15 protein-coding genes are annotated in these 20,191 nt (G+C 48.2%); 13 read left to right on the forward strand and 2 right to left on the reverse strand.

Annotated elements, in window-relative coordinates; genetic code table 11:
- The first annotated feature begins 247 nt into the window (after nucleotides 1-247).
- Nucleotides 248-2,236 (forward strand): TonB-dependent receptor domain-containing protein, encoded by a 1,989-nt coding sequence (locus Q4Q50_RS20770; RefSeq protein WP_311900921.1) that lies wholly within the window; start codon nucleotides 248-250, stop codon nucleotides 2,234-2,236.
- 112 nt (nucleotides 2,237-2,348) lie between these two features.
- Here Q4Q50_RS20770 and yoaA read toward each other — a convergent pair whose 3' ends face one another.
- Entirely contained in the window at nucleotides 2,349-4,358 is a 2,010-nt protein-coding gene (gene yoaA / locus Q4Q50_RS20775; RefSeq protein ID WP_311900922.1) for a DNA repair helicase YoaA, read from the reverse strand.
- A 1,106-nt stretch (nucleotides 4,359-5,464) separates the two neighbouring features.
- On the opposite strand from yoaA, the gene hisG reads away from it, so the two are divergent.
- The 12 genes from hisG to Q4Q50_RS20835 all read left to right on the forward strand — a co-directional run bounded on the left by hisG (nucleotide 5,465) and on the right by Q4Q50_RS20835 (nucleotide 19,399).
- Nucleotides 5,465-6,364, forward strand: coding sequence for an ATP phosphoribosyltransferase (hisG, locus tag Q4Q50_RS20780; protein ID WP_006086295.1), 900 nt, complete (start codon nucleotides 5,465-5,467; stop codon nucleotides 6,362-6,364).
- Between the two features lie 3 nt (nucleotides 6,365-6,367).
- On the forward strand, nucleotides 6,368-7,669 hold the full coding sequence (hisD, locus tag Q4Q50_RS20785; protein ID WP_311900923.1) for a histidinol dehydrogenase: 1,302 nt from the start codon (nucleotides 6,368-6,370) through the stop codon (nucleotides 7,667-7,669).
- Nucleotides 7,670-7,713: 44 nt separating this feature from the next.
- The gene (gene hisC / locus Q4Q50_RS20790; protein ID WP_311900925.1) at nucleotides 7,714-8,913 is read left to right on the forward strand and encodes a histidinol-phosphate transaminase; all 1,200 of its coding nucleotides are present in this window, start codon (nucleotides 7,714-7,716) and stop codon (nucleotides 8,911-8,913) included.
- Between the two features lie 101 nt (nucleotides 8,914-9,014).
- Nucleotides 9,015-10,106 carry a bifunctional histidinol-phosphatase/imidazoleglycerol-phosphate dehydratase HisB gene (gene hisB / locus Q4Q50_RS20795; RefSeq protein WP_311900926.1) on the forward strand — a complete coding sequence of 364 codons (1,092 nt, stop codon included), beginning with the start codon at nucleotides 9,015-9,017 and terminating at the stop codon, nucleotides 10,104-10,106.
- A gap of 31 nt (nucleotides 10,107-10,137) precedes the next feature.
- Nucleotides 10,138-10,950 carry an imidazole glycerol phosphate synthase subunit HisH gene (gene hisH / locus Q4Q50_RS20800; RefSeq protein ID WP_311900927.1) on the forward strand — a complete coding sequence of 271 codons (813 nt, stop codon included), beginning with the start codon at nucleotides 10,138-10,140 and terminating at the stop codon, nucleotides 10,948-10,950.
- Nucleotides 10,951-11,020: 70 nt separating this feature from the next.
- On the forward strand, nucleotides 11,021-11,758 hold the full coding sequence (gene hisA / locus Q4Q50_RS20805; protein ID WP_311900928.1) for a 1-(5-phosphoribosyl)-5-[(5-phosphoribosylamino)methylideneamino]imidazole-4-carboxamide isomerase: 738 nt from the start codon (nucleotides 11,021-11,023) through the stop codon (nucleotides 11,756-11,758).
- Nucleotides 11,740-12,513, forward strand: a complete 774-nt coding sequence (hisF, locus tag Q4Q50_RS20810) for an imidazole glycerol phosphate synthase subunit HisF (RefSeq protein WP_006081894.1) — start codon at nucleotides 11,740-11,742, stop codon at nucleotides 12,511-12,513. The genes hisA and hisF overlap by 19 nt, the downstream gene beginning before the upstream one ends.
- A gap of 127 nt (nucleotides 12,514-12,640) precedes the next feature.
- A complete protein-coding gene (gene hisIE / locus Q4Q50_RS20815; protein ID WP_311900929.1) occupies nucleotides 12,641-13,300 on the forward strand; it encodes a bifunctional phosphoribosyl-AMP cyclohydrolase/phosphoribosyl-ATP diphosphatase HisIE in 660 nt (219 codons plus the stop codon).
- A gap of 524 nt (nucleotides 13,301-13,824) precedes the next feature.
- Nucleotides 13,825-15,012 carry an aromatic amino acid transport family protein gene (locus tag Q4Q50_RS20820; protein WP_311900931.1) on the forward strand — a complete coding sequence of 396 codons (1,188 nt, stop codon included), beginning with the start codon at nucleotides 13,825-13,827 and terminating at the stop codon, nucleotides 15,010-15,012.
- 342 nt (nucleotides 15,013-15,354) lie between these two features.
- A complete protein-coding gene (locus Q4Q50_RS20825) occupies nucleotides 15,355-18,807 on the forward strand; it encodes an intermembrane phospholipid transport YdbH family protein (protein WP_311900933.1) in 3,453 nt (1,150 codons plus the stop codon).
- 13 nt (nucleotides 18,808-18,820) lie between these two features.
- Nucleotides 18,821-19,039: a YnbE family lipoprotein gene (locus Q4Q50_RS20830; RefSeq protein ID WP_107404411.1), complete on the forward strand. Its 219-nt coding sequence runs from the start codon at nucleotides 18,821-18,823 to the stop codon at nucleotides 19,037-19,039.
- A gap of 24 nt (nucleotides 19,040-19,063) precedes the next feature.
- Nucleotides 19,064-19,399, forward strand: coding sequence for a YdbL family probable chaperone protein (locus Q4Q50_RS20835; protein WP_006081899.1), 336 nt, complete (start codon nucleotides 19,064-19,066; stop codon nucleotides 19,397-19,399).
- Nucleotides 19,400-19,592: 193 nt separating this feature from the next.
- Here the strand turns inward: Q4Q50_RS20835 and Q4Q50_RS20840 are convergent.
- On the reverse strand, nucleotides 19,593-20,191 hold a 599-nt coding region (locus Q4Q50_RS20840), incomplete at its 5' end, for a hypothetical protein (protein WP_311900935.1).

Here is a 20,191-nt window from a genome sequence, read left to right on the forward strand (position 1 = left end):
CACCGCGGCGTTTCACTTTTTCGCATTCGCTATTTCGTATTCGCTTCTCACATTCGCTTTCTCATATTTGTTTCTCAGCAACATCAGCTTCGTGGTGCAAGCTGCGATCCACAACTGACATACCCACCATCATACTGTTATTAAACAGTAAAATTTACATGGCATTTACACAAAAGCGCGATCTTAGATCTTGATGCGATATTTAAGAATAATTATCATTCGCCGAAATTATCCAAGGAAGAATGATATGTCCCGCTTTATCCGCCGTACTCGCAAAACAAGTCATACATCCGGTGCAGCTCTGTCTCCTAAACTGAGCCTGCTATCGCGCGCCATTAGCTTAAGCCTGTTGTTACCCGCTGCATGGGCAACTGCCGCAGCTCCCCAAGATGCCACGCCAGAAATGGAACGTATGGTGATCACAGCTACGCAAACTCAGCATTCGGAACTGTCGGCGCCCGCTTCTGTGTCTGTGATTAATCGCAGCGAACTCGAAGCGCTAGTCATAGACGATCTGGCCAGTGCAGTGCGTTATTTACAGGGCGTGAATATCAGTGAAGGCACGCCCTATGGTCGCAATGAAATTAGCCTGCGCGGACTGGATTCGGACTACACGCTGATCTTAATCAACGGCCGCCGAGTCAACTCCCGCGAAGCACTAACCTCCGGTTATGGCAACGATTTTGACTTATCATCCATTCCCATGTCTGCGATTGAGCGAATCGAAGTCGTGCGCGGGCCTATGTCATCCCTCTATGGCTCCGAAGCTTTAGGCGGTGTGGTTAACGTGATTTTGCGCCAACCTACTGACGACTGGCAGACCAGTGTCGGCGTGCAATACGATACGCCCACCAGCGGCAAAGGCGGCGACAGCACTAAGTACAATTTCTACACCAGCGGCGCGCTGATCAAAGATAAACTGCTGGCAAACTTAATCGTCGATAGCAATCAACGCGATGCCTGGCGCTCAGACTTAAAACCCACAATCGATGCGCTAGAAGACAGAGATGAAATCAGCGCCCTCGCTAACCTGCAATGGTTGATTGATAGCCAGCAAGATCTGCAATTTGATTTAAGTTACGCCAACGACGAACGCGAGTCGGATTGGAATAACTACGGCACTATCCTCACCAATAACCAACAAGCCGAGCGGATAAGCTCAGGTCTAACCCACAATGGCCACTGGAACTGGGGAGATACTCGCCTGCGCTATTACTATGAAAATGTTGAGGTAACTGACGACTCGGCGCTGATCGCCGAGATTGGTTATATCACCCAAACCAACCACAATCTCGACGGCCAAACCACAGTACTACTTGGGGATCACATGTTAACCAGCGGCGCGGAATACCGTTGGACCCAGCTTGAAAACAGCCGCAACATATTGGGCGATGGCACCTTAGACGACAGCCAGTCGGCCTTGTATCTGCAAGATGAATTTAGCTTAGGCGAACTCAATATCACCTTAGGCGGGCGCGTCGATCACCACGATGTGTACGGCACCGAATTTAGCCCACGCGTGTATTTAGTGTATAACTTAAGCTCTGAATGGGTAATCAAAGGTGGCGGTGGCAAGGCATTTAAAGCGCCAAATATGTCGCAGTCCCAAGCCGACTATATTATCCCAGCTTGTCGCGGCGCCTGTACCGTCGCGGGGAATCCCGATCTACAGCCAGAAACCTCAGTGAATTACGAGTTATCGACCCAATATCAAACCACTGATTTTGGCGGCTCAATCACCTACTTCCACAATGATGTAGAAAATAAAATCATCACAGAAACCTGGGATAGAACGCCAGGCGCAGTGTTAACTTACCAAAACGTGAACGAAGCCAAGATCACCGGTTGGGAACTACAGGCTTGGTACGATGTAACCGACACGGTCAGCTTTAGCGGTAATTACAGTAAAACCGATGCTGAAGATAAGCAAAATGGCGCGCCTTTTACCCTAACGCCGGATGACAGCTACAACCTTAAACTGCAATGGCAGGCATTGGAGGGCTTATCCACCTTTATCGCCTACCACTTCACTGGCGATCAGTATCTACGCACCAATGTAAAATCAGAAGGTTATGGTTCACTCGACCTAGGGGCAAATTACCAAATTAATCCTATGTTCAGAGTCAAACTCGGCGTCACTAACCTAACGGATGCTGAGCGCGACCAAGTGGCTACCGATCTTGATTACATTCAAAAGAGCCGCAGTATTTATGCGGGCGTGACGGCAAGTTTCTAATAGCAATCAGCCACATACATGCGTTTATCTAGGTAAAAACGGGCTTGCGAAATTCTCGCCAGCCCGTTGTTTATGAATTCGTTGTAAGCTTTCGAACTTTTAGAACACTTCCTCAAGGGATCTGCCTTAAAAATTCCAGCGCTTTATCTAGGTCACGGGTGCGCGCCATTGGCGGCAGTGAGTTTAAAAAGGCTTGGCCGTAATAGCGATTCACGATGCGGTTATCACAAAGGATCAGCACACCGCGATCTTTTTCATCACGAATAAGACGGCCAACACCTTGTTTCAGCGCAATAATCGCCTGAGGTAAGGACACTTCAGTAAAGGGATCGAGTCCCTGACGACTCACATTGTCGGCTCGGGCACGATACAGGGGCTCATCGGGCGACACAAAAGGTAATTTGTCGATGATCACGCAGCTTAACAATTTGCCGCGCACATCCACCCCTTCCCAAAAACTACTGGTGCCGAGCAATACCGCATTGCCGAGTTGGCGAAACTTCGTCAGCAGACTCTGTTTACCCGCTTGACCTTGTACCAGCAGCGGATACTGAGTGCGAGTTCGCAGTGCCAGCGCTGCTTGTTCGAGCATTTTGTGGCTAGTAAATAAAATAAAAGTCCGTCCCTGCGCTGCGTCTATCGCTTGCACGCACACCTCCACCAGCTGTTTTAATGCTTGCTGTTGATTGGTCACGCTGCCGAGTTGTCTCGGCACACAAAATACCGCTTGGCGGGGATAATCAAAGGGACTGTCGAGAATGCTTTGCTGCGCATCGACGATACCCATTTCTCGGGCGAAATGGGCGAGACTACGGTTAACCTGCAAAGTTGCCGAGGTAAATATCCAGCTGGTTTCAGGCACAAATAACTGCTGGCACTCACGGGCAATATTGATCGGTGAAATTCGCAGCACCACAAAACGACTACCAAATTCAATGCTGTAGGCCGCCAGATTGTTATCGCAGTTAAAAAACACACTGAGCTTATTATTCAGCTCCGCCAACTTGATGGCGATATCATCTAACAATTCACTGCGGCCAATATGGGCCATTAATAAATTCTGCAGCGCAGTTAATTCCGCTAATAAATCCCACGACGCCGCCGCGAGCGCTTTATTTCCCAGCACTAAACGCCAGTCGGATTCACCGCAGGAATATAACTGATTATGCCAGTCACTTAATTTAGCGAGGCAACGCTGACAAAATTGCGCGAGTTGCCCCGTGTCACTGAGTTCGGTCTGATAAATAGCGAGTAGCTTTTGAATAAAATCATCGATAGTGCGACTAGAACATTGCTGGCCAAAATAGTTAACGCAAATATCGGGCAATAAATGCGCTTCATCGAAAATCACTACGTCGGGATCGGGCAGTAACTCAGCAAAACCCGTGTCTTTCAGTACGCTATCGGCGAAAAATAAATGGTGGTTAACCACAATAATTTTGGCATCCATGGCACGGCTGCGCGCCTTGCGCGTAAAGCAGGCATCATAAAAATCGCAGCGCTTACCAATACAGCTTTCTTTGGTACTAACCACGAGCGGTAGCGCCGAGGAATTCTCAGGTACTGAGGTCAAGCCGCCAATATCACCATCTTTACAGGTGCTCGCCCACTGATTGATTTTCAACAAATCATCTAATAAACGCGCATCGATATGTGTCGCCTCGCTCATTTGCTTATCGAGTCGCCACTGGCACAGATAATTATTGCGCCCCTTTAGCAGCGCCAGTTTGGGCTCAATCCCCAACATGGCGACCAGCGCGGGTAAATCTTTAAAAAACAACTGCTCTTGCAGATTTTTACTGCCGGTACTGACGATAACTTGCTTGCCGCTCAATATCGCAGGGATCAAATACGCAAAGGTTTTACCCACCCCTGTGCCCGCCTCAATCACCACATTACTCTTAGACGCTATCGCCTCACTCACTTGCTGCGCCATTTGCATTTGACTTGTTCGCGCACTAAACCCTTGAATGTGCTTAGACAATACTCCATCGGGCAAAAATGCGCGTTGCACTTCGCCCGCGAGTCGGCTCACCGCAGCAGCGCCTTTTGCGGCAGCAGGCTTAGCCACTGTTTCTTTAGAGGGTGCATGCTTTGATGTCGGTTGGCGGGAGCGAGTCAAAGGGAGAATCAATCCTTTATCAAGGTTTTAGAGAGCGTTATAAAAAATGTAGTAAGGCCACACTATAAGCTGCTGAGCTGCTGAGCTGCTGAGCGAGTGCATTGTGATGACTTTACTTAACCACAAGCACTGGTTAGTGCCGCAAATCGCAGCCGTAAACGATAGCGTTAAGCTTAACGGCTCGAAGCATTATGCTGATTTAAGATAAGACTACAAGTTAGCAAGGATAATTTCGCGGGTTCTTTCCCTCGCGCCATACATCCGCCGCCATTTAAAGCTGTTCATTATGGGTAGTCAGTTTTGATACAAAGCTCCCAAAACAAGATATTTGAGTACGCGCAGCATTAATTGCCATTGTTTCCCCAGTGACTCGCCATAAACTCGTCGCTGAAGGCTCGACGGCGGCATATATGGATATATTCACGGCGTGTCACTGGAATGACTGTGCTTAATGATTACATACACATTGACTTCACGACTTTCTCGGTCATTGGAACAGATTACGCTGATGCTAGTTCGGCACGACTTACCAACACATTTCGGCCCACTTTAAACATTCCGCCAACAAATAGACTCAATCGCTTTATTTAGCGATAACCACCTGCCTTTCACAAAAACGCATAAATATTCTCATTTAATTCAAAATTGCTGTTGCAAAGGCTCATAAAAGCGGTTAGTTTAAATCCACTTATACGGATAGACGTCCGTAACAACGCATTCAACGCTTTACTGTATTTCGAGCAGTTGAGCCAATAAAGTTAAATACCGAGAGAGTAAAATGAGCCCACTACTGAACGCTATCCACCACCATCACCACCACATGCGGTAGCCTTCGGACGCTCACTGCCGGAGGACTATATCCTTCTGGCGGACTGATTCAAGATGATCATAAACCCCTGGAAGGAATTCCGGGGGTTTTTGCTTTTAGGCGTTAATTTGGGTTTTAGTTTAAATAAAAATTTAGATATTTAATAAATTATCAATACGTTAGCTAGAGTTCTTGTTAGAGTTTTTAGCTAGAGCCCATTTAACGGCATGCGTATTAAACCGATTAAACAACACATTTTGAATCTTTTAATTTTGATACTTTTGAGCGAGATAACACTATGACTGAATCGAACCGTTTACGCATCGCCATCCAAAAATCTGGCCGTCTTTCTACTGACTCTCAGCAACTGCTAAAAAGCTGTGGTGTTAAATTTTCCATTAATGAACAACGCCTTATCGCTCACGCCGACAATATGCCTATCGATTTACTGCGCGTTCGTGATGATGATATCCCAGGATTGGTGATGGACGGCGTGGTTGATATGGGGATTATCGGTGAAAACGTGCTCGAAGAAGAACAAATCGAGCGTCAAACTCTGAACAAACCCGCAGATTGCCTCAAACTGCGTCAGTTAGATTTCGGCTCATGTCGCCTCTCGTTAGCCGTACCAACAGAATTCAGTTACGCCGATGCCTCCTCGTTAGAAGGATTACGCATCGCCACTTCTTACCCGAACCTGCTGCGCCGTTTTATGCAACAAAAAGGCATAACTTATCGCGACTGTATGTTAAAAGGCTCGGTTGAAGTCGCCCCACGTGCCGGCCTTGCCGATGGGATTTGTGATCTCGTGTCGACGGGCGCCACCTTAGAGGCCAACGGCTTATACGAAACTGAAGTGATTTACCGCTCTATGGCCTGCATCATTCAATCGACCCAAACCCAAACGCCGACTAAACAAGCACTCATCGACAAAATTCTGTCCCGCGTCAATGGCGTTATCCGCGCCCGTGAGAGCAAATACATCCTGCTGCACGCGCCAACCGAAACCTTAGATCAAATCGTCGCCCTGCTGCCCGGTGCGGAAAATCCAACCGTATTGCCATTAAATGATGATACTAACCGCGTTGCTATCCACGCCGTCAGTACTGAAGATTTGTTCTGGGATACCATGGAACAGCTGACTGCGCTCGGTGCCAGTTCAATTCTGGTGATGCCAATCGAAAAAATGATGGGGTAATGTATGGAAATCCTAACTTGGTCAACCTTATCAACCGCCGAGCAGAAAACGGCGCTGAAACGCTCGCCCTTAATTGGTGACAGCGGCTTAGAGCAAAGCGTTCGCGCCATTCTCGATGCGGTGGCGACGCGGGGTGATGCCGCCATTCAAGAATTTAATCAAAAATTTGATGGCTTCAATAGCGCGAAGATTGGCGAGCTGCGCATGGGCGAAGCCGAAATAGCTGCGGCAAGCGCACGGGTATCGCCAGAGCTGAAAGCAGCGATATCCAAAGCCATGGCGAACATAGATGTGTTTCACAGCGCCCAGCAATTTCGCCCAATTGATATGGAAACCGAGGCGGGAGTACGCTGCGAGTTACGTAGCGAACCGATTGAAAAAGTGGGTTTATATATCCCCGGTGGCAGCGCGCCATTAATTTCTACCGTGATGATGCTTGCCCTGCCCGCCAAGATCGCCGGCTGCGAACAAAGAGTATTGGTCAGCCCACCGCCGATCAACGATGCCATTATCTATGCCGCCAATGCCTGTGGGATCACTGAAATCTATCAAGTGGGCGGCGCGCAGGCCATTGCGGCACTGGCCTTTGGCACGGAAACGATTCCGGCGGTCGATAAGATTTTTGGTCCTGGTAATCGCTATGTGACGGAAGCTAAACGTTTAGTGTCACAGGATGGTCGCTGCACTGTGTGTATCGATATGCCAGCAGGCCCATCTGAGGTGTTGGTGATTGCCGATAGCGACGCCAATTGCGAATTTATCGCCGCCGATTTGCTTTCGCAAGCGGAGCACGGCCCTGATTCACAAGTGATTTTAGTGACAGATTCGCAAGCTATCGCGGATGGTGTGAATGACGCATTGACAAGACAACTTGCCGTCCTGCCACGTCAAGATATCGCGGCAACGGCGCTACTGAGCAGTCGCACTTTTGTTGTTGACGATATGCTGCAAGCCGCGCAGGTTTCTAATCAATATGGGCCTGAGCACTTAATCATTCAAACGCGCTTTCCCCGTGAGGTGCTGAAAAACATTCGCGCTGCTGGCTCAGTGTTTTTAGGCGCTTATACGCCTGAATCAGTTGGCGATTATGCCAGTGGCACCAACCACGTGCTGCCGACTTACGGTTACAGCCGCGCCGTATCGAGCCTGTCATTAGCCGACTTTAGCCGCCGCTTTACCGTGCAGGAACTCAGCGCTAAAGGCTTAATCGGACTGGGGCAAGCGGTCATGACGTTAGCCAGTAACGAATTGCTCGATGCGCACAAAAATGCCGTCGCAGTACGTTTAGCTAGCCTAGAGAAATGATCCGCTTAATCTTAAGTGATTGAAAATAGATGTGAGTGAAGAAAATGAGCCAAGTGAGCAGCATGGAAAAGACAGCAGAACCCACAGCATTAGCATCGACGTTAGCACCATCAACGTTAGCGCAATCGGCGTCGCTAAATTTAGCCGAGCGCCTAGCGCGCCCTGAATTACTGGATTTAACGCCCTATCAGAGTGCTCGCAGACTGGGCGGTCGTGGTGATATTTGGATCAATGCCAACGAATCGCCGTTTAATAATGTCGATACGGCTGCGCTCGATTTATCGAAATTGAATCGTTACCCAGAATGCCAACCGCCGCAGCTTATCAATGCCTACAGCGAATACAGCGGCGTAAGCGCCAGCAAGATAGTCGCCAGCCGCGGCGCCGATGAAGCGATAGAACTGTTAATTCGCGCCTTTTGTATTCCAGGCGTCGACAACATTGCCTGCTTTGGCCCGACGTACGGCATGTATGCCATCAGTGCGAACACCTTTAATGTGGGCGTTAAAGCGTTAACTCTCAGCGCGGAATATGGCTTGCCGACAAGCTATGCCGAGGACGTTCGCGGCGCAAAACTGGTGTTTATCTGTAATCCCAATAATCCGACTGGGACTGTGATCGACAAAGCCATTATCGAGCAAGCGATCAAAGCCCTGCCCGATTCGCTTGTGGTGATCGATGAGGCCTATATTGAGTTTTGCCCTGAATACAGTGTGGCGGATTTACTGGAAAGCTATCCGAATCTAGTGGTACTGCGCACCCTATCAAAAGCTTTTGCACTCGCCGGTGCACGCTGTGGTTTTATGCTAGCAAACGAGGCCGTAGTCGAAATTATTATGCGCGTGATAGCGCCCTATCCTGTGCCGCTGCCAGTGAGTGAGGTCGCCACACAGGCGCTATCAAGCGCTGGCGTTACGCGGATGAAAGTGCAAGTTGCACAATTAAATGAGCAGGGCGCCAGACTCACCGCGGCGATCAGCGCTTATTGTTCAAAATCGAATAGCTCAGATTCTCGCGCCCGCGTGCTTAAGCCTAACGGCAATTATGTGCTGGCTGAATTTGATGATGTCGCCAAGGTCGCAGCGTTACTGCAAGGCAGCGGTGTTGTTGCCCGCGCCTACAAAGATCCAAGGCTTGCCAAGGCTATCCGCTTTAGCTTTAGTTCAAAGGCGGATACCGATGTGTTAGTGAATTTATTTGAATCGCAGCGCACTGAGCAGTCACCAGAAACGAATAATAAGTAACTGAACATAAAAACTAATAAAACCAATAAAAAGCGAATGCCGCGTTGAAGGTAACATCAGCTTAAGCATTAGCTAAACGAATTGAATTTGAAGGTAGAGCCATGAACCCACAATTTATCCCAAACGTTGCACAAAAAATTCTGTTTATCGACCGCGATGGCACCTTGATTGAAGAGCCCGTCACCGACAAACAGGTCGATAGCCTAGCGAAATTAGTGTTTGAGCCACAGGTGATCCCCGCTTTGCTACGTCTGCAAAAGGCGGGATTTCGTTTAGTCATGGTCAGCAATCAAGATGGCCTTGGCACACCGTCTTTCCCGCAGGAAGATTTCGACGCGCCCCACAATATGATGATGCAAATCCTCAAAAGCCAAGGGGTGAACTTTGAAGATGTGGTGATTTGCCCGCACTTTAACGATGAAAATTGCAGCTGCCGTAAACCTAAGCTTGGGCTAGTAAAAGACTATCTCACCCAAGGCTGTATCGATTTCACCCAATCAGCTGTGATTGGTGATCGCGAGACCGATGTGGAACTGGGCAATGCCATGGGCATTAAAAGCCTGAAATATCAACGCGACACTTTGGGCTGGAACGCCATCGCCGATGCACTGCTCAATAAAGGCCGCACCGCGACGGTTGTGCGCACCACCAAAGAAACCGATATTCGTGTGACTGTGGACCTCGACAGTTCAGTCAAAGGCAAAATCGACACTGGCATTGGCTTTTTCGATCATATGCTCGATCAAATTGCCACCCACGGTAATTTTAGAATGGATGTGACAGTCGATGGCGATTTAGAAATCGACGATCACCACAGCGTCGAAGACACTGCGCTAGCCATAGGTGATGCCCTGCGCCAAGCGCTCGGTGACAAACGCGGCATTGCCCGTTTCGGCTTTAGTCTGCCGATGGACGAAGCCAAGGGCGAATGTCTGCTGGATATCTCTGGTCGTCCTTTTATCAAATTCTCGGCCGATTTTGAACGCGAGCACGTCGGTGAAATGGCCACTGAAATGGTACCACACTTTTTCCGCTCCTTTGCCGATGGCCTGCGCTGTACGCTGCATGTGTCGACCGAAGGTGATAACGATCACCACAAGGTCGAAGCCCTGTTTAAAGTGCTCGGCCGCGCGCTGCGCCAAGCGGTTAAAGTCGAAGGCGATATTCTGCCATCGAGCAAAGGCGTACTTTAAGGCATCAGCATAAATCGTTTAAGAGGTTAGGATGCAACAAGACACTCTATTAACAGCTAGTCAGCAATTAACAGCTAGCCCGCAAATAACAGCAAATGAATCATCAGATGCTGAAACCGTCATCATAGACACGGGCTGCGCCAATTTAAGTTCAGTACGTTTCGCCTTCGAGCGTTTAGGCGCTAAGGTATTGGTCACAGATGATAAAGCCAAAATCAAAGCGGCAAAACGCGTGGTACTGCCGGGTGTAGGCACAGCGGGTGTCGCCATGGCGTCCTTACATGAAAAAGGCCTAGTCGAACTCATCCAAGGCCTGACTCAACCTATGCTGGGCGTATGTCTTGGCATGCAAATGTTGGCGGCGATTTCTAAGGAGCGCGGCGGCAAAGGTCAAGATTGCGAGTGCTTAGGCATAATCCCAACCGACATTTGTGAACTGGATACGCAGTTACTCAAAGCTGAAGGCTTACCTTTGCCACACATGGGCTGGAACCAACTTAAGCTCACGACAAACTCACAAGGCGCCAACAGCCCTAACGTTCACCCGCTGTTTGCGGGTATTGAAGATGGCAGCTATGTGTATTTCGTCCACAGTTACCGCGCGCCGTTGAGTGAATTCACCTTAGCCGAATGTACCTATGGTGAAGGCTTTAGCGCCGCCATCGGCAAAGGCAACTTTATGGGCGTGCAGTTCCACCCCGAAAAAAGTGCCGCCGTGGGCGCGCAAATTCTGCGTAACTTTTTACAGATGGACGAGTTACAGATGAACAAAGCTCTGATGAAAAAAGCGCTGCAAAGCAGCTCTGCTGATGGACAAGCGGGTGCAAATAAGGCTGACCAATGAATAAATTACTCATCAAAAAACCAGTTATTAATAAATCACTTATAAACAAATCAATCAAGGATCTAAGCTTATGATTATTCCTGCAATTGATTTAATTGATGGCAATGTCGTCCGCCTCTATCAAGGTGATTACGGCCAGCAGACCACCTTTGATTTAAGTCCTTTGGCGCAGCTGCAATCCTATGAGGCTCAAGGCGCGAAGTGGTTGCATATCGTTGATTTAACAGGCGCGAAAGATCCCAGTAAACGCCAAACTCTCCTTATCAGTCAACTCGTGGCGGGACTAAACGCTAATATTCAAGTTGGCGGTGGGATTCGCACAGAAGAGCAAGTCACTGAATTATTAGATATCGGCGTAAAACGCGTGGTGATTGGATCACTGGCGGTGAAAGAACCTGAGTTAGTCAAACAATGGTTTATCAAATACGGCAGCGAAGCGATTTGCCTCGCACTCGATGTCAATATCAACCAGAGCGGTGAGAAAATTGTCGCCGTATCCGGTTGGCAAAGTGGCGGTGGTAAGAGTTTAGAATCCCTTGTAGAAACCTTTAGCACGGTCGGCTTAAAGCATGCGCTAGTGACAGACATTAGCCGTGACGGCACCCTAACAGGCGCAAATACCGCGCTTTATCAAGAAATTGCTGCAACCTATCCCGATATCGCTTGGCAAGCCTCCGGCGGTATTGCGACCCTTGAGGATGTGAGCGCCGTGCGTGATAGCGGTGCTGCGGGCATCATTATAGGCAAAGCCTTGCTTATCAATCAGTTTAACGTGGTGGAGGCAATCCAATGCTGGCCAAACGACTAGTCCCCTGTTTAGATGTGAAAGACGGTAAAGTAGTGAAAGGCGTACAGTTTCGTAACCACGAAATTGTTGGTGATATCGTGCCCTTAGCAGCGCGTTATGCCGAAGAAGGCGCCGATGAGCTGGTGTTTTATGACATTACCGCCAGCGCCCACGAACGTGTGGTCGATAAATCTTGGGTGAGCCGCGTGGCCGAGCAGATTGATATTCCCTTCTGCGTGGCAGGTGGCATTAAAACCATTAGCCAAGCCCGAGAATTATTAGCCTTTGGGGCGGATAAGATTTCGATTAACTCGCCCGCCTTAACCGATCCAAGTTTAATCTCGCGCCTGCAGGACGAGTTCGGCCGCCAGTGTATCGTGATTGGCATCGACTCCTTTTTCGATGCCACCAGCAACAGCTATAAGGTAAAGCAATTTACTGGCGATGAAGCGGCAACTAAGGATACGCAGTGGTTTACCCAAGACTGGGTTGAAGAAGTGCAAAAACGAGGTTGTGGTGAAATCGTGCTCAATGTGATGAACCAAGACGGCGTGCGCGGCGGTTACGATATCAAGCAGTTAAGTCTTGTTCGCGCCATCTGCGACGTGCCTTTAATTGCCTCGGGCGGCGCTGGGACTATGGCGCATTTCCGCGATGTATTTATTGAAGCCAAGGTCGATGCGGCGCTGGCAGCGAGCGTATTCCACAAGGCGATTATCAACATTGGTGAGTTAAAAGCCTATTTAGCGGCCGAAGGCATTGCGATTAGGCGCTAGCTATTGCAATTAGACGCTCGCGGTCAATCGTTTATAGCGAGCTAATGCGCCTGCCGCTACAGTAAGAGCATGAGCAAGCAACCCGAATATGCCGCTAAAAAGCATCAATAAATTAAGAGTGAATACTATGTCAACGCAAACAAACACTAAGTCAGATTTTAGCGAGCTGGATTGGGACAAACAGGATGGACTTATTCCTGCCGTGATCCAAAATCACTTATCGGGCAAGGTATTAATGCTCGGTTATATGGATAAGGCCGCGCTGGAAAAAACCTTAAGCACAGGTGATGTGACCTTTTTCAGCCGCTCAAAACAGCGCTTGTGGACTAAGGGTGAAACCTCGGGCAATACCTTAAAGTTGGTGGCCATCGATAAAGACTGCGATAACGACAGCCTGTTAATGCAAGTTATTCCCAATGGCCCAACCTGTCACAAAGGCACCGAAAGTTGCTGGTTAGATGACAATGCGCACCCATTTTTGAACAACCTCGCCAGCTTAATCACCTCGCGTAAAGGGCAAAATGCCGATTCCAGCTATACAGCGTCTTTATTTGCACGTGGCACGAAACGCATCGCCCAAAAGGTCGGAGAAGAAGGCCTTGAAACCGCCCTTGCCGCTGCGACCCACGATAAAGAAGAGTTAGTTAACGAAGCCTCAGATCTTATCTATCACTTGCTGGTATTGCTTGAAGATCAAGACTTAAGCCTCAGTGACATCACCGCAAACTTGCTGGCAAGACATGAAAAGGCACTGCATAGCAAAGCAGAAACGGCTCACTGGCTCTGATATCACGCTGGTCGCTTACATCTAGAAATGCCGCACACTTAAGCCAAGTCTGCGGCATTTTTTATCTTGGCATAAATCTAGCTAACTCCTCTTTACTTCCTCTCGTTAACCATAAACTCAGTGTGAGTTAGGCATGTCTTTCAGCTTAGCCATATGACAAAAAACAAACAAAATACTGTTGTAATGGTTGACAAGTACACCTCAACTCCCTATGGTAGCCTCCGTTGCCGTTAGGTTATGAAGGCAAGGCATGAAAACACTTATCCGTTTTTACTCAACACACGCTAAGGCAAGTTTTATGTGTTTCACAGCATTTTATACTCCCTATCTGTAGCCGCAATGGCATAGATAGGCTCCCTCGCCTGACCTTCCATTGTGGCCATATCCTTTCGGATCCGCTGAGCGCCACTGTCTCATTTGCTTAAATCATTTTGTGCTTGAAGCGCATCAAAATCCTTTAAGACAGTTGCTTTAGGATCAAATCTTTAGCTCATTTTATTGCAACACGCTTTTGAGATCATGTTATGACACAGAATAAAATTTTCGGCAGTCTGCTGCTTATCGCAGGCACCACAATCGGCGCGGGTATGCTGGCTTTGCCTATCGCATCGGCGGGACTTGGTTTTGTCACGTCCTCCACCATCATGTTGATCCTGTGGGCGCTAATGGCCTACACGGCACTGCTTATGGTGGAAATCCATCAATTCGCCCCCAGCGATGCCAGCCTTAATCACTTGGCGCAACGCTTATTGGGTCGTAAGGGCCAGTTGATCGCCAATAGCGCCTTGATGTTTTTACTGTACGCCCTTTGCGCCGCCTACATTGCCGGTGGCGGTGAGCAAGTGAACCAAAAGCTGAGCACTTGGCTAGGGCTAAGTTTGCCACCACAGGCGGGCGCCATCCTGTTTACCCTGCTGATTGGGGCGATTGTGGGCATGGGAACTCACTGTGTGGACCTTATCAACCGCGGTTTGTTTGCGCTTAAGCTATTGGCATTACTGCTTATGTTGGCCTTGTTACTGCCGCAGGTAGAAAGCCCACATTTGCTCGAACTCCCACTCAACCAAGGCCTAATTATCACGGCTATTCCGGTGATTTTTACCTCCTTTGGTTTTCACGGGTCGATTCCCTCAGTGGTGCGCTACTTAGGGGTTGAGGTCAAAGCCCTGCGCAGGATCATGCTACTCGGCTCCGCTTTACCACTGGTCATTTATCTTTTGTGGCAAGTAGGTAGCCAAGGTGTACTGAGCCAAAGCCAATTGCTCGAAAATCAGAGCTTATCGAGCTTTATCAATCAACTAGCGAGCGTACTGCACAGCGAGTACTTAAGCAGTGCGATCAGTTTGTTTGCCGATCTCGCTCTTGCTACTTCATTTTTAGGGGTGAGTTTAGGCTTGTTCGATTTTATGGCCTCGACCTTAAGACGAGAGGATGATTTTTCTGGTCGTAGCCTAACCGCTGCCATCACCTTTTTACCGCCCTTAGGTTTTGCCCTATTCTACCCCCAAGGTTTTATCACAGCCCTAGGTTACGCGGCGATTGCGCTGGTGATCCTCGCCATCTTTTTGCCTGTAGCCATGGTGTGGACACAGCGCCAGACGCGAGATGCGGCCAATATGCCGACGGGATATCGGGTCGCGGGCGGTAAGTTTGCCTTACTGCTCGCCACACTTTGCGGCATCGTGGTGATTGCCGCGCAGATGTTTAGCTAGCGCCAATTCACTCACCAAGAGTTATTTAGCCCTATTCGCTAGATCGAATAACAGATTAGGTACAAGAGCCTGTAAAGCTTCAACTATTGACAGCAGGCTCTTGTCTATTCGATGATCCTTTCACATTAGTCAGCTAAGCCCTTGAGTGTTAAACTGCCTCTGATGCTCGTGCACGCTGCGACAGCGGCTAAGAAAACGGCTTCTAAAGTCAATGACTAAAGACGGTTGCTAAAAAAGTACCTCAGCAAAAATGCCGATGCAAAGCAGGCGTGAGTGTATTTGTGCAATGCTAAGGCACGAGTTTGATCAGGGCTCAGTGAAGAAGGAAAGAAATCGAACCCAATGCCAATCCACAACAAACCAAGCCGTAGCAGTGCTTCTGATAGCAAGGCACCTCAACACGAGGCAACGGAGACATCCGCTGGCCCTCACAGAGGTGCTGCAGGTTCTGGGACGGATACTCATGTTGCAACACAAAGCCGCCGTAAATTCCCCCTGAAAAAGACTTTATTGGCGACCAGCTTAACGGGAATCTTGGCGGGGGTGGCGTTAACTGTTTGGATTGTGAATACCCAGGCTGAAAAACTGATCATGCAGGCGGCAAACTTTGCCCTCGTAGGCATGGACAGCGAACTGATTGACATTGAATTAGGGGAAAGTCAGTTAGAACATTGGCGCATTACTTCTGCCAATCTTAGGGTGCATGATAGCCATATCACGCTTAATGATGTGAACATCCAGCTAAAACTTGACTGGCCGCAAAGTTTTGCCGAGCTGAAACAGTTCAGCCAAATCGCTTACCTCACTCAAAAACTCACCCAAATCTCCACAGGTGATATTGAAGTCGAGTTAGGAGAATCGCTATTTTTACCCAATCGAAATGCCATCGATGAACAAGGCCCGGCCTTGGCCTTAGATATCAAATCATTACCCCTTATCGATATCGGTAAAACCAGCCTTATTCTCAAAGCTCACCATCTCGACACCCAAAACGATTTACCCGCCTATCGTTTGGTGATGGACAAGTTGAGCCTTAACGGCGCGGAGGAAATCAACAGCGAGTTTAGCCACGAAGGTGAAAGCATCGCCAAACTCAAAGCCACACTCGCAGCCCAACAGTGGCAACTGGCAAGTCAAATTGCACTCGCGCCGCTGCTTACAAGCTTGCATCAAATCAGCCTGAGGCAAGCGCAAGACAGTGTGCTGAGCCCGTTAACTAAGCTTGATAAAGAGTGGCAAGCGTTAGCGATTGATCTACAAGGTCAATTAGTGTCCGACAGTCGTATCACATTGACCTCGGGCGAGCTTATCAGCCAGCACCAGTTAATTGATCCTAAGCTGACTTTTAATCGGTTGGCGGCGCTAGAACTTGCGCCAAAACCTGCTCTCGAATTTCAAATTGCCGGACATTTAGCCGAACTTGACCTAAGCCTTGAGCCCTTGACCTTAGCCTTGACGCCAAATGCCGCCCAGCAACAGCGATTGATGCAGCTGCTCGATGAGACGCTGGCTAAACCTTTAACTCAGCCTTCGTCTCAACCTTTAACCCAGTCAGCAGCCAAGCCCGCTTCGGAGCAAGCGCCTGATCAGACAGCGGGTCAAATCGCTAAGCTGCTATCTGGGCTCAAAAGCACAGATGCACCAGTGGGGATCGCGCTGACATTAAGTGAAGCCCTGCATTATCCGCTGACACCAATCCATCAAGATGCACAGAGTCAACCGCTTAAGAATGAGCCGCTTGAAAGTAAGCCGCTTAGTTTCAAGCTTCCCCGAATTGAGCTAAAAACCTTAGGCAGTAAACTCGATACTCAAATCGATTTGACCAATGTTGAAGTGGTCAAGTCCGCCGAAGCGCTGTCCTTCAAAACAGATTGGCGCCTTAACACTAAACAAACCAGTTCACTGCAATTATCTGAATTGTGGGCGAATATTCCCCAAGATCTCAGCTGGAATAGCAGCCAGTTAACCACTGCGGGCAAATTGAGCTTTAATCAAACGCCAAGCTCAACCGACTGGCAATTCATTACGACGCCTATCGGCGCTGCGACCCAAACACAGCAAAATGCCGGCGACACGCTGCAGTTCACTGTGGGCGAGCTTAAACAGTTAAGCGCTCAAGATAACAATGCGGCTAAACATGCCGATGTGAGCCTTGGCAGTATCACAATAAACGCCCTTGCGCCGCTTACCGTCAGCTCGCAGCGCAACTCAAATACCAGCTCAAGTATCAGCTCAGCACAAACTTCAGTGCCCGCGTCCGATACTGCAAACCAATTAACACTGGCCTTACCGCCTTTGACCTTGGCTCTGGAGCAGCTGCATTTTTCGCAAACCACACAGACGGTTGTTACTGAAACGGCTGTTGTTGAAACAAAAAAGGCTGAAACAACTGCTGTTGAAACGAAAGTGACAGAAGCTAGCGCTGACAAAAGCACAAACACGAGCATCACAACTAAAACCGATATGAGCGCGGGCAGTTTCTCGATTGCATTCCAAAAAGCCATGTCATTTGAGTTTAAGCCCGAGGTCGAAGCCCCACTCGACTCGTTGCTCGCAGCCACTTGGCAGAATCAGCTTGAATGGCAAGCCAATCAGCTCAATATCGAAAAGCAACTCAGCAGCAAAGGTCGCAGCCGCAAAGAAACCGTACTTAAGCTAGACAAGTTAACACTGGCACAAAGCTTAAATTGGAAAAATAACACGCTCTTTGGTGATGAGCACTGGCAAGTGGGCACTGTTGAGCTGCAAAGCCAACACAAGCTGAACTTTGCCACTGCGAGCAAACCTCTAGTGCTGACGGGTCAATGGGTTGTCGACACTAGCATGACAGAGGCGCTGTCCTTGCTCAATCAAACCCAGCCCTTGCCTGCTGAGCTTAATGTCACGGGTCATAACCAATTACAGGCACAGTTTAATTTAACCCAACAGCGCGATCAGACCCAATTTGCCATGCAAATTACTCAGTCGATGACTGAACTTGAAGGTTTTTATAAGGACACCACCTTTGAGGGAGGGAAACTGCAGGCGCAATGTGAGTTTACTTGGGGCCAGTCTCATAAAAAACCGCAGGATAAAGGCTATTTTAGCAGTCTCAGTAAGCTCAATTGTCCGCAGACACTGATGACCTTTAACCTGTTTGATCCTGGCTTTCCACTGACCGATATCGAAGTGGAAGCCGATATCGCCCTTGGTAAAGATGCCGAGAAGCTGCCCGACAATTGGATACAGCAACTCACAGGCTTAAGTGATACCGATGTTTCCATGACCGCCAAAGGTAAAGTACTCAGCGGCCAGTTCCTGCTACCAGAATTTAATCTGAAATTGCAGGATAAATCCCATGCGTATCTGCTGCTGCAGGCCATGAGTCTGGAAGAGGTTCTGCGCATTCAACCGCAAATTGGCGTCTATGCCGATGGCATATTTGATGGCGTATTACCCGTCGATTTAATCAACGGCAAAGTGTCGATCACAGGCGGTCAACTCGCCGCCCGCGCCCCCGGCGGCTTAATCGCCATTTCGGGTAATCCCGCGGTTGAACAAATGCGCCAATCCCAGCCATACCTAGACTTTGTCTTTTCGACGCTAGAACACTTACAATACAGTCAATTATCGAGCAGCTTTGACATGGACCAAACCGGTGATGCTAAGCTACTCGTCGAAGTGAAAGGCCGCAGCCAAGGGGTTGAACGTCCTATTCACTTGAATTACTCTCATGAAGAGAACATGCTGCAATTATTTAGAAGTCTGCAAATTGGTAATGACTTGCAGGACAGAATCGAAAAATCAGTGAAGTAACAAGGAAACCTCAGTGAAGATAATTCAATTACAGCAAGTTAGCATAGGTGCCCGAAGCGCGCTTGTCGCATTGTTCGCACTCGCCGCATTGCAGGGCTGTGCGCCCACAGTAAAAATAGAACCGCCGGATAAACCTATCGTGATCAATCTCAATGTGAAAATTGAACATGAGATACGGATCAAAGTGGATAAGGAATTAGATCAACTCCTGTCAGACGATAAGCTGTTCTAATTGATTAAGAATTGAGGAATCACCATGAAATCAATCCGACTAAAAACAAAGTTATTATTGCTATTAACCCTCAGCGTCTTAAGCCTCAGTGCTTTTGCCATGTCACTTCAAGATGCTAAATCACAGGGCTATTTAGGCGAACAAGCCAACGGCTACTTAGGATTAGTGCAAGCCAATCCCGAAGCTAAAGCCGTGATGGACGACGTAAATAACAAACGTCGCGCCCACTACGAAACCATTGCCAAGAAGAACAAACTCTCCCCTGCCGACGTCGCTAAACTCGCCGGTGAAAAAGCCATAGCCGCCACAGATAAAGGCAACTATGTGCAAGATGCCAAAGGCAAATGGATTAAAAAGTAGTCCGCTTTTAAAGCGCTCTAGCGCATAAAAGCAAAACGAATAGACATAAACAAAAACGCCTGCAATCGCAGGCGTTTTTATGGGTGGATTTGTCGTTAAAGGGACCGATGATTTGCTGGCCACTATACATAACCTAATAATTTAAAAGTTTATTTTAAAAATATCCACACCTTTAATTATAACATTGCAAGCTTCATTCATATCGTAGCTCTCCAAATAGCCCAATCATCAAATCATCCTCTAGAACCTCAAATGGAAGTTCTACGAAATCATCTGGGTGTCTGGGGAGTGCTTTACCATCATTAGGTGCATTTTTTGTATGACCAAGAACTCCTTCACCATTTTCTTTAATGTATGGGAACACAACGATTCTTCCATGATTTTTTGATAAGATTTTACCTTGTCGCCATAAAGTATGACCTTTTTTAGCAGAATCGGAATCGCTAGCTTCCTTTATACACCATCCAATATTACCTTTTTCTTCATACCAAAATACGAAGCTCCCAGCCAAAAGAACTCTTTGACCTATGACAAGTGCATCAGCCAGCATTCGCTTTACACTTGCGAGTTGGAGTAATTGATTCGCTCTAGGCAAAAGCATTGTTCTAATCTTCGCTTTTGTTTTTCCCCAGTGATCTGCCCCACATAAATCAAAACCTCTTGCAATTTTTTCTCTATAACAAAAAATTGCAGTTTTCTTTGTATGTTTTGCGTATGTGGTCCAATCGTTATCACCATTTTTTAATAAGGTGACACCATGCCTATACAGTCTTGCAATTTCTATAAATGGCG

Source organism: Shewanella scandinavica (assembly GCF_031932065.1).
Lineage (GTDB): Bacteria > Pseudomonadota > Gammaproteobacteria > Enterobacterales > Shewanellaceae > Shewanella > Shewanella baltica.

Excerpts from the sequence above, each read along its gene's own strand:
- Q4Q50_RS20770 (WP_311900921.1), top strand. The coding sequence starts at position 248 with ATGTCCCGCTTTATCCGCCGTACTCGCAAAACAAGTCATACATCCGGT.
- hisG (WP_006086295.1), top strand. The coding sequence starts at position 5,465 with ATGACTGAATCGAACCGTTTACGCATCGCCATCCAAAAATCTGGCCGT.
- hisD (WP_311900923.1), top strand. The coding sequence starts at position 6,368 with ATGGAAATCCTAACTTGGTCAACCTTATCAACCGCCGAGCAGAAAACG.
- hisC (WP_311900925.1), top strand. The coding sequence starts at position 7,714 with ATGAGCCAAGTGAGCAGCATGGAAAAGACAGCAGAACCCACAGCATTA.
- hisB (WP_311900926.1), top strand. The coding sequence starts at position 9,015 with ATGAACCCACAATTTATCCCAAACGTTGCACAAAAAATTCTGTTTATC.
- hisH (WP_311900927.1), top strand. The coding sequence starts at position 10,138 with ATGCAACAAGACACTCTATTAACAGCTAGTCAGCAATTAACAGCTAGC.
- hisA (WP_311900928.1), top strand. The coding sequence starts at position 11,021 with ATGATTATTCCTGCAATTGATTTAATTGATGGCAATGTCGTCCGCCTC.
- hisF (WP_006081894.1), top strand. The coding sequence starts at position 11,740 with ATGCTGGCCAAACGACTAGTCCCCTGTTTAGATGTGAAAGACGGTAAA.
- hisIE (WP_311900929.1), top strand. The coding sequence starts at position 12,641 with ATGTCAACGCAAACAAACACTAAGTCAGATTTTAGCGAGCTGGATTGG.
- Q4Q50_RS20820 (WP_311900931.1), top strand. The coding sequence starts at position 13,825 with ATGACACAGAATAAAATTTTCGGCAGTCTGCTGCTTATCGCAGGCACC.
- Q4Q50_RS20825 (WP_311900933.1), top strand. The coding sequence starts at position 15,355 with ATGCCAATCCACAACAAACCAAGCCGTAGCAGTGCTTCTGATAGCAAG.
- Q4Q50_RS20835 (WP_006081899.1), top strand. The coding sequence starts at position 19,064 with ATGAAATCAATCCGACTAAAAACAAAGTTATTATTGCTATTAACCCTC.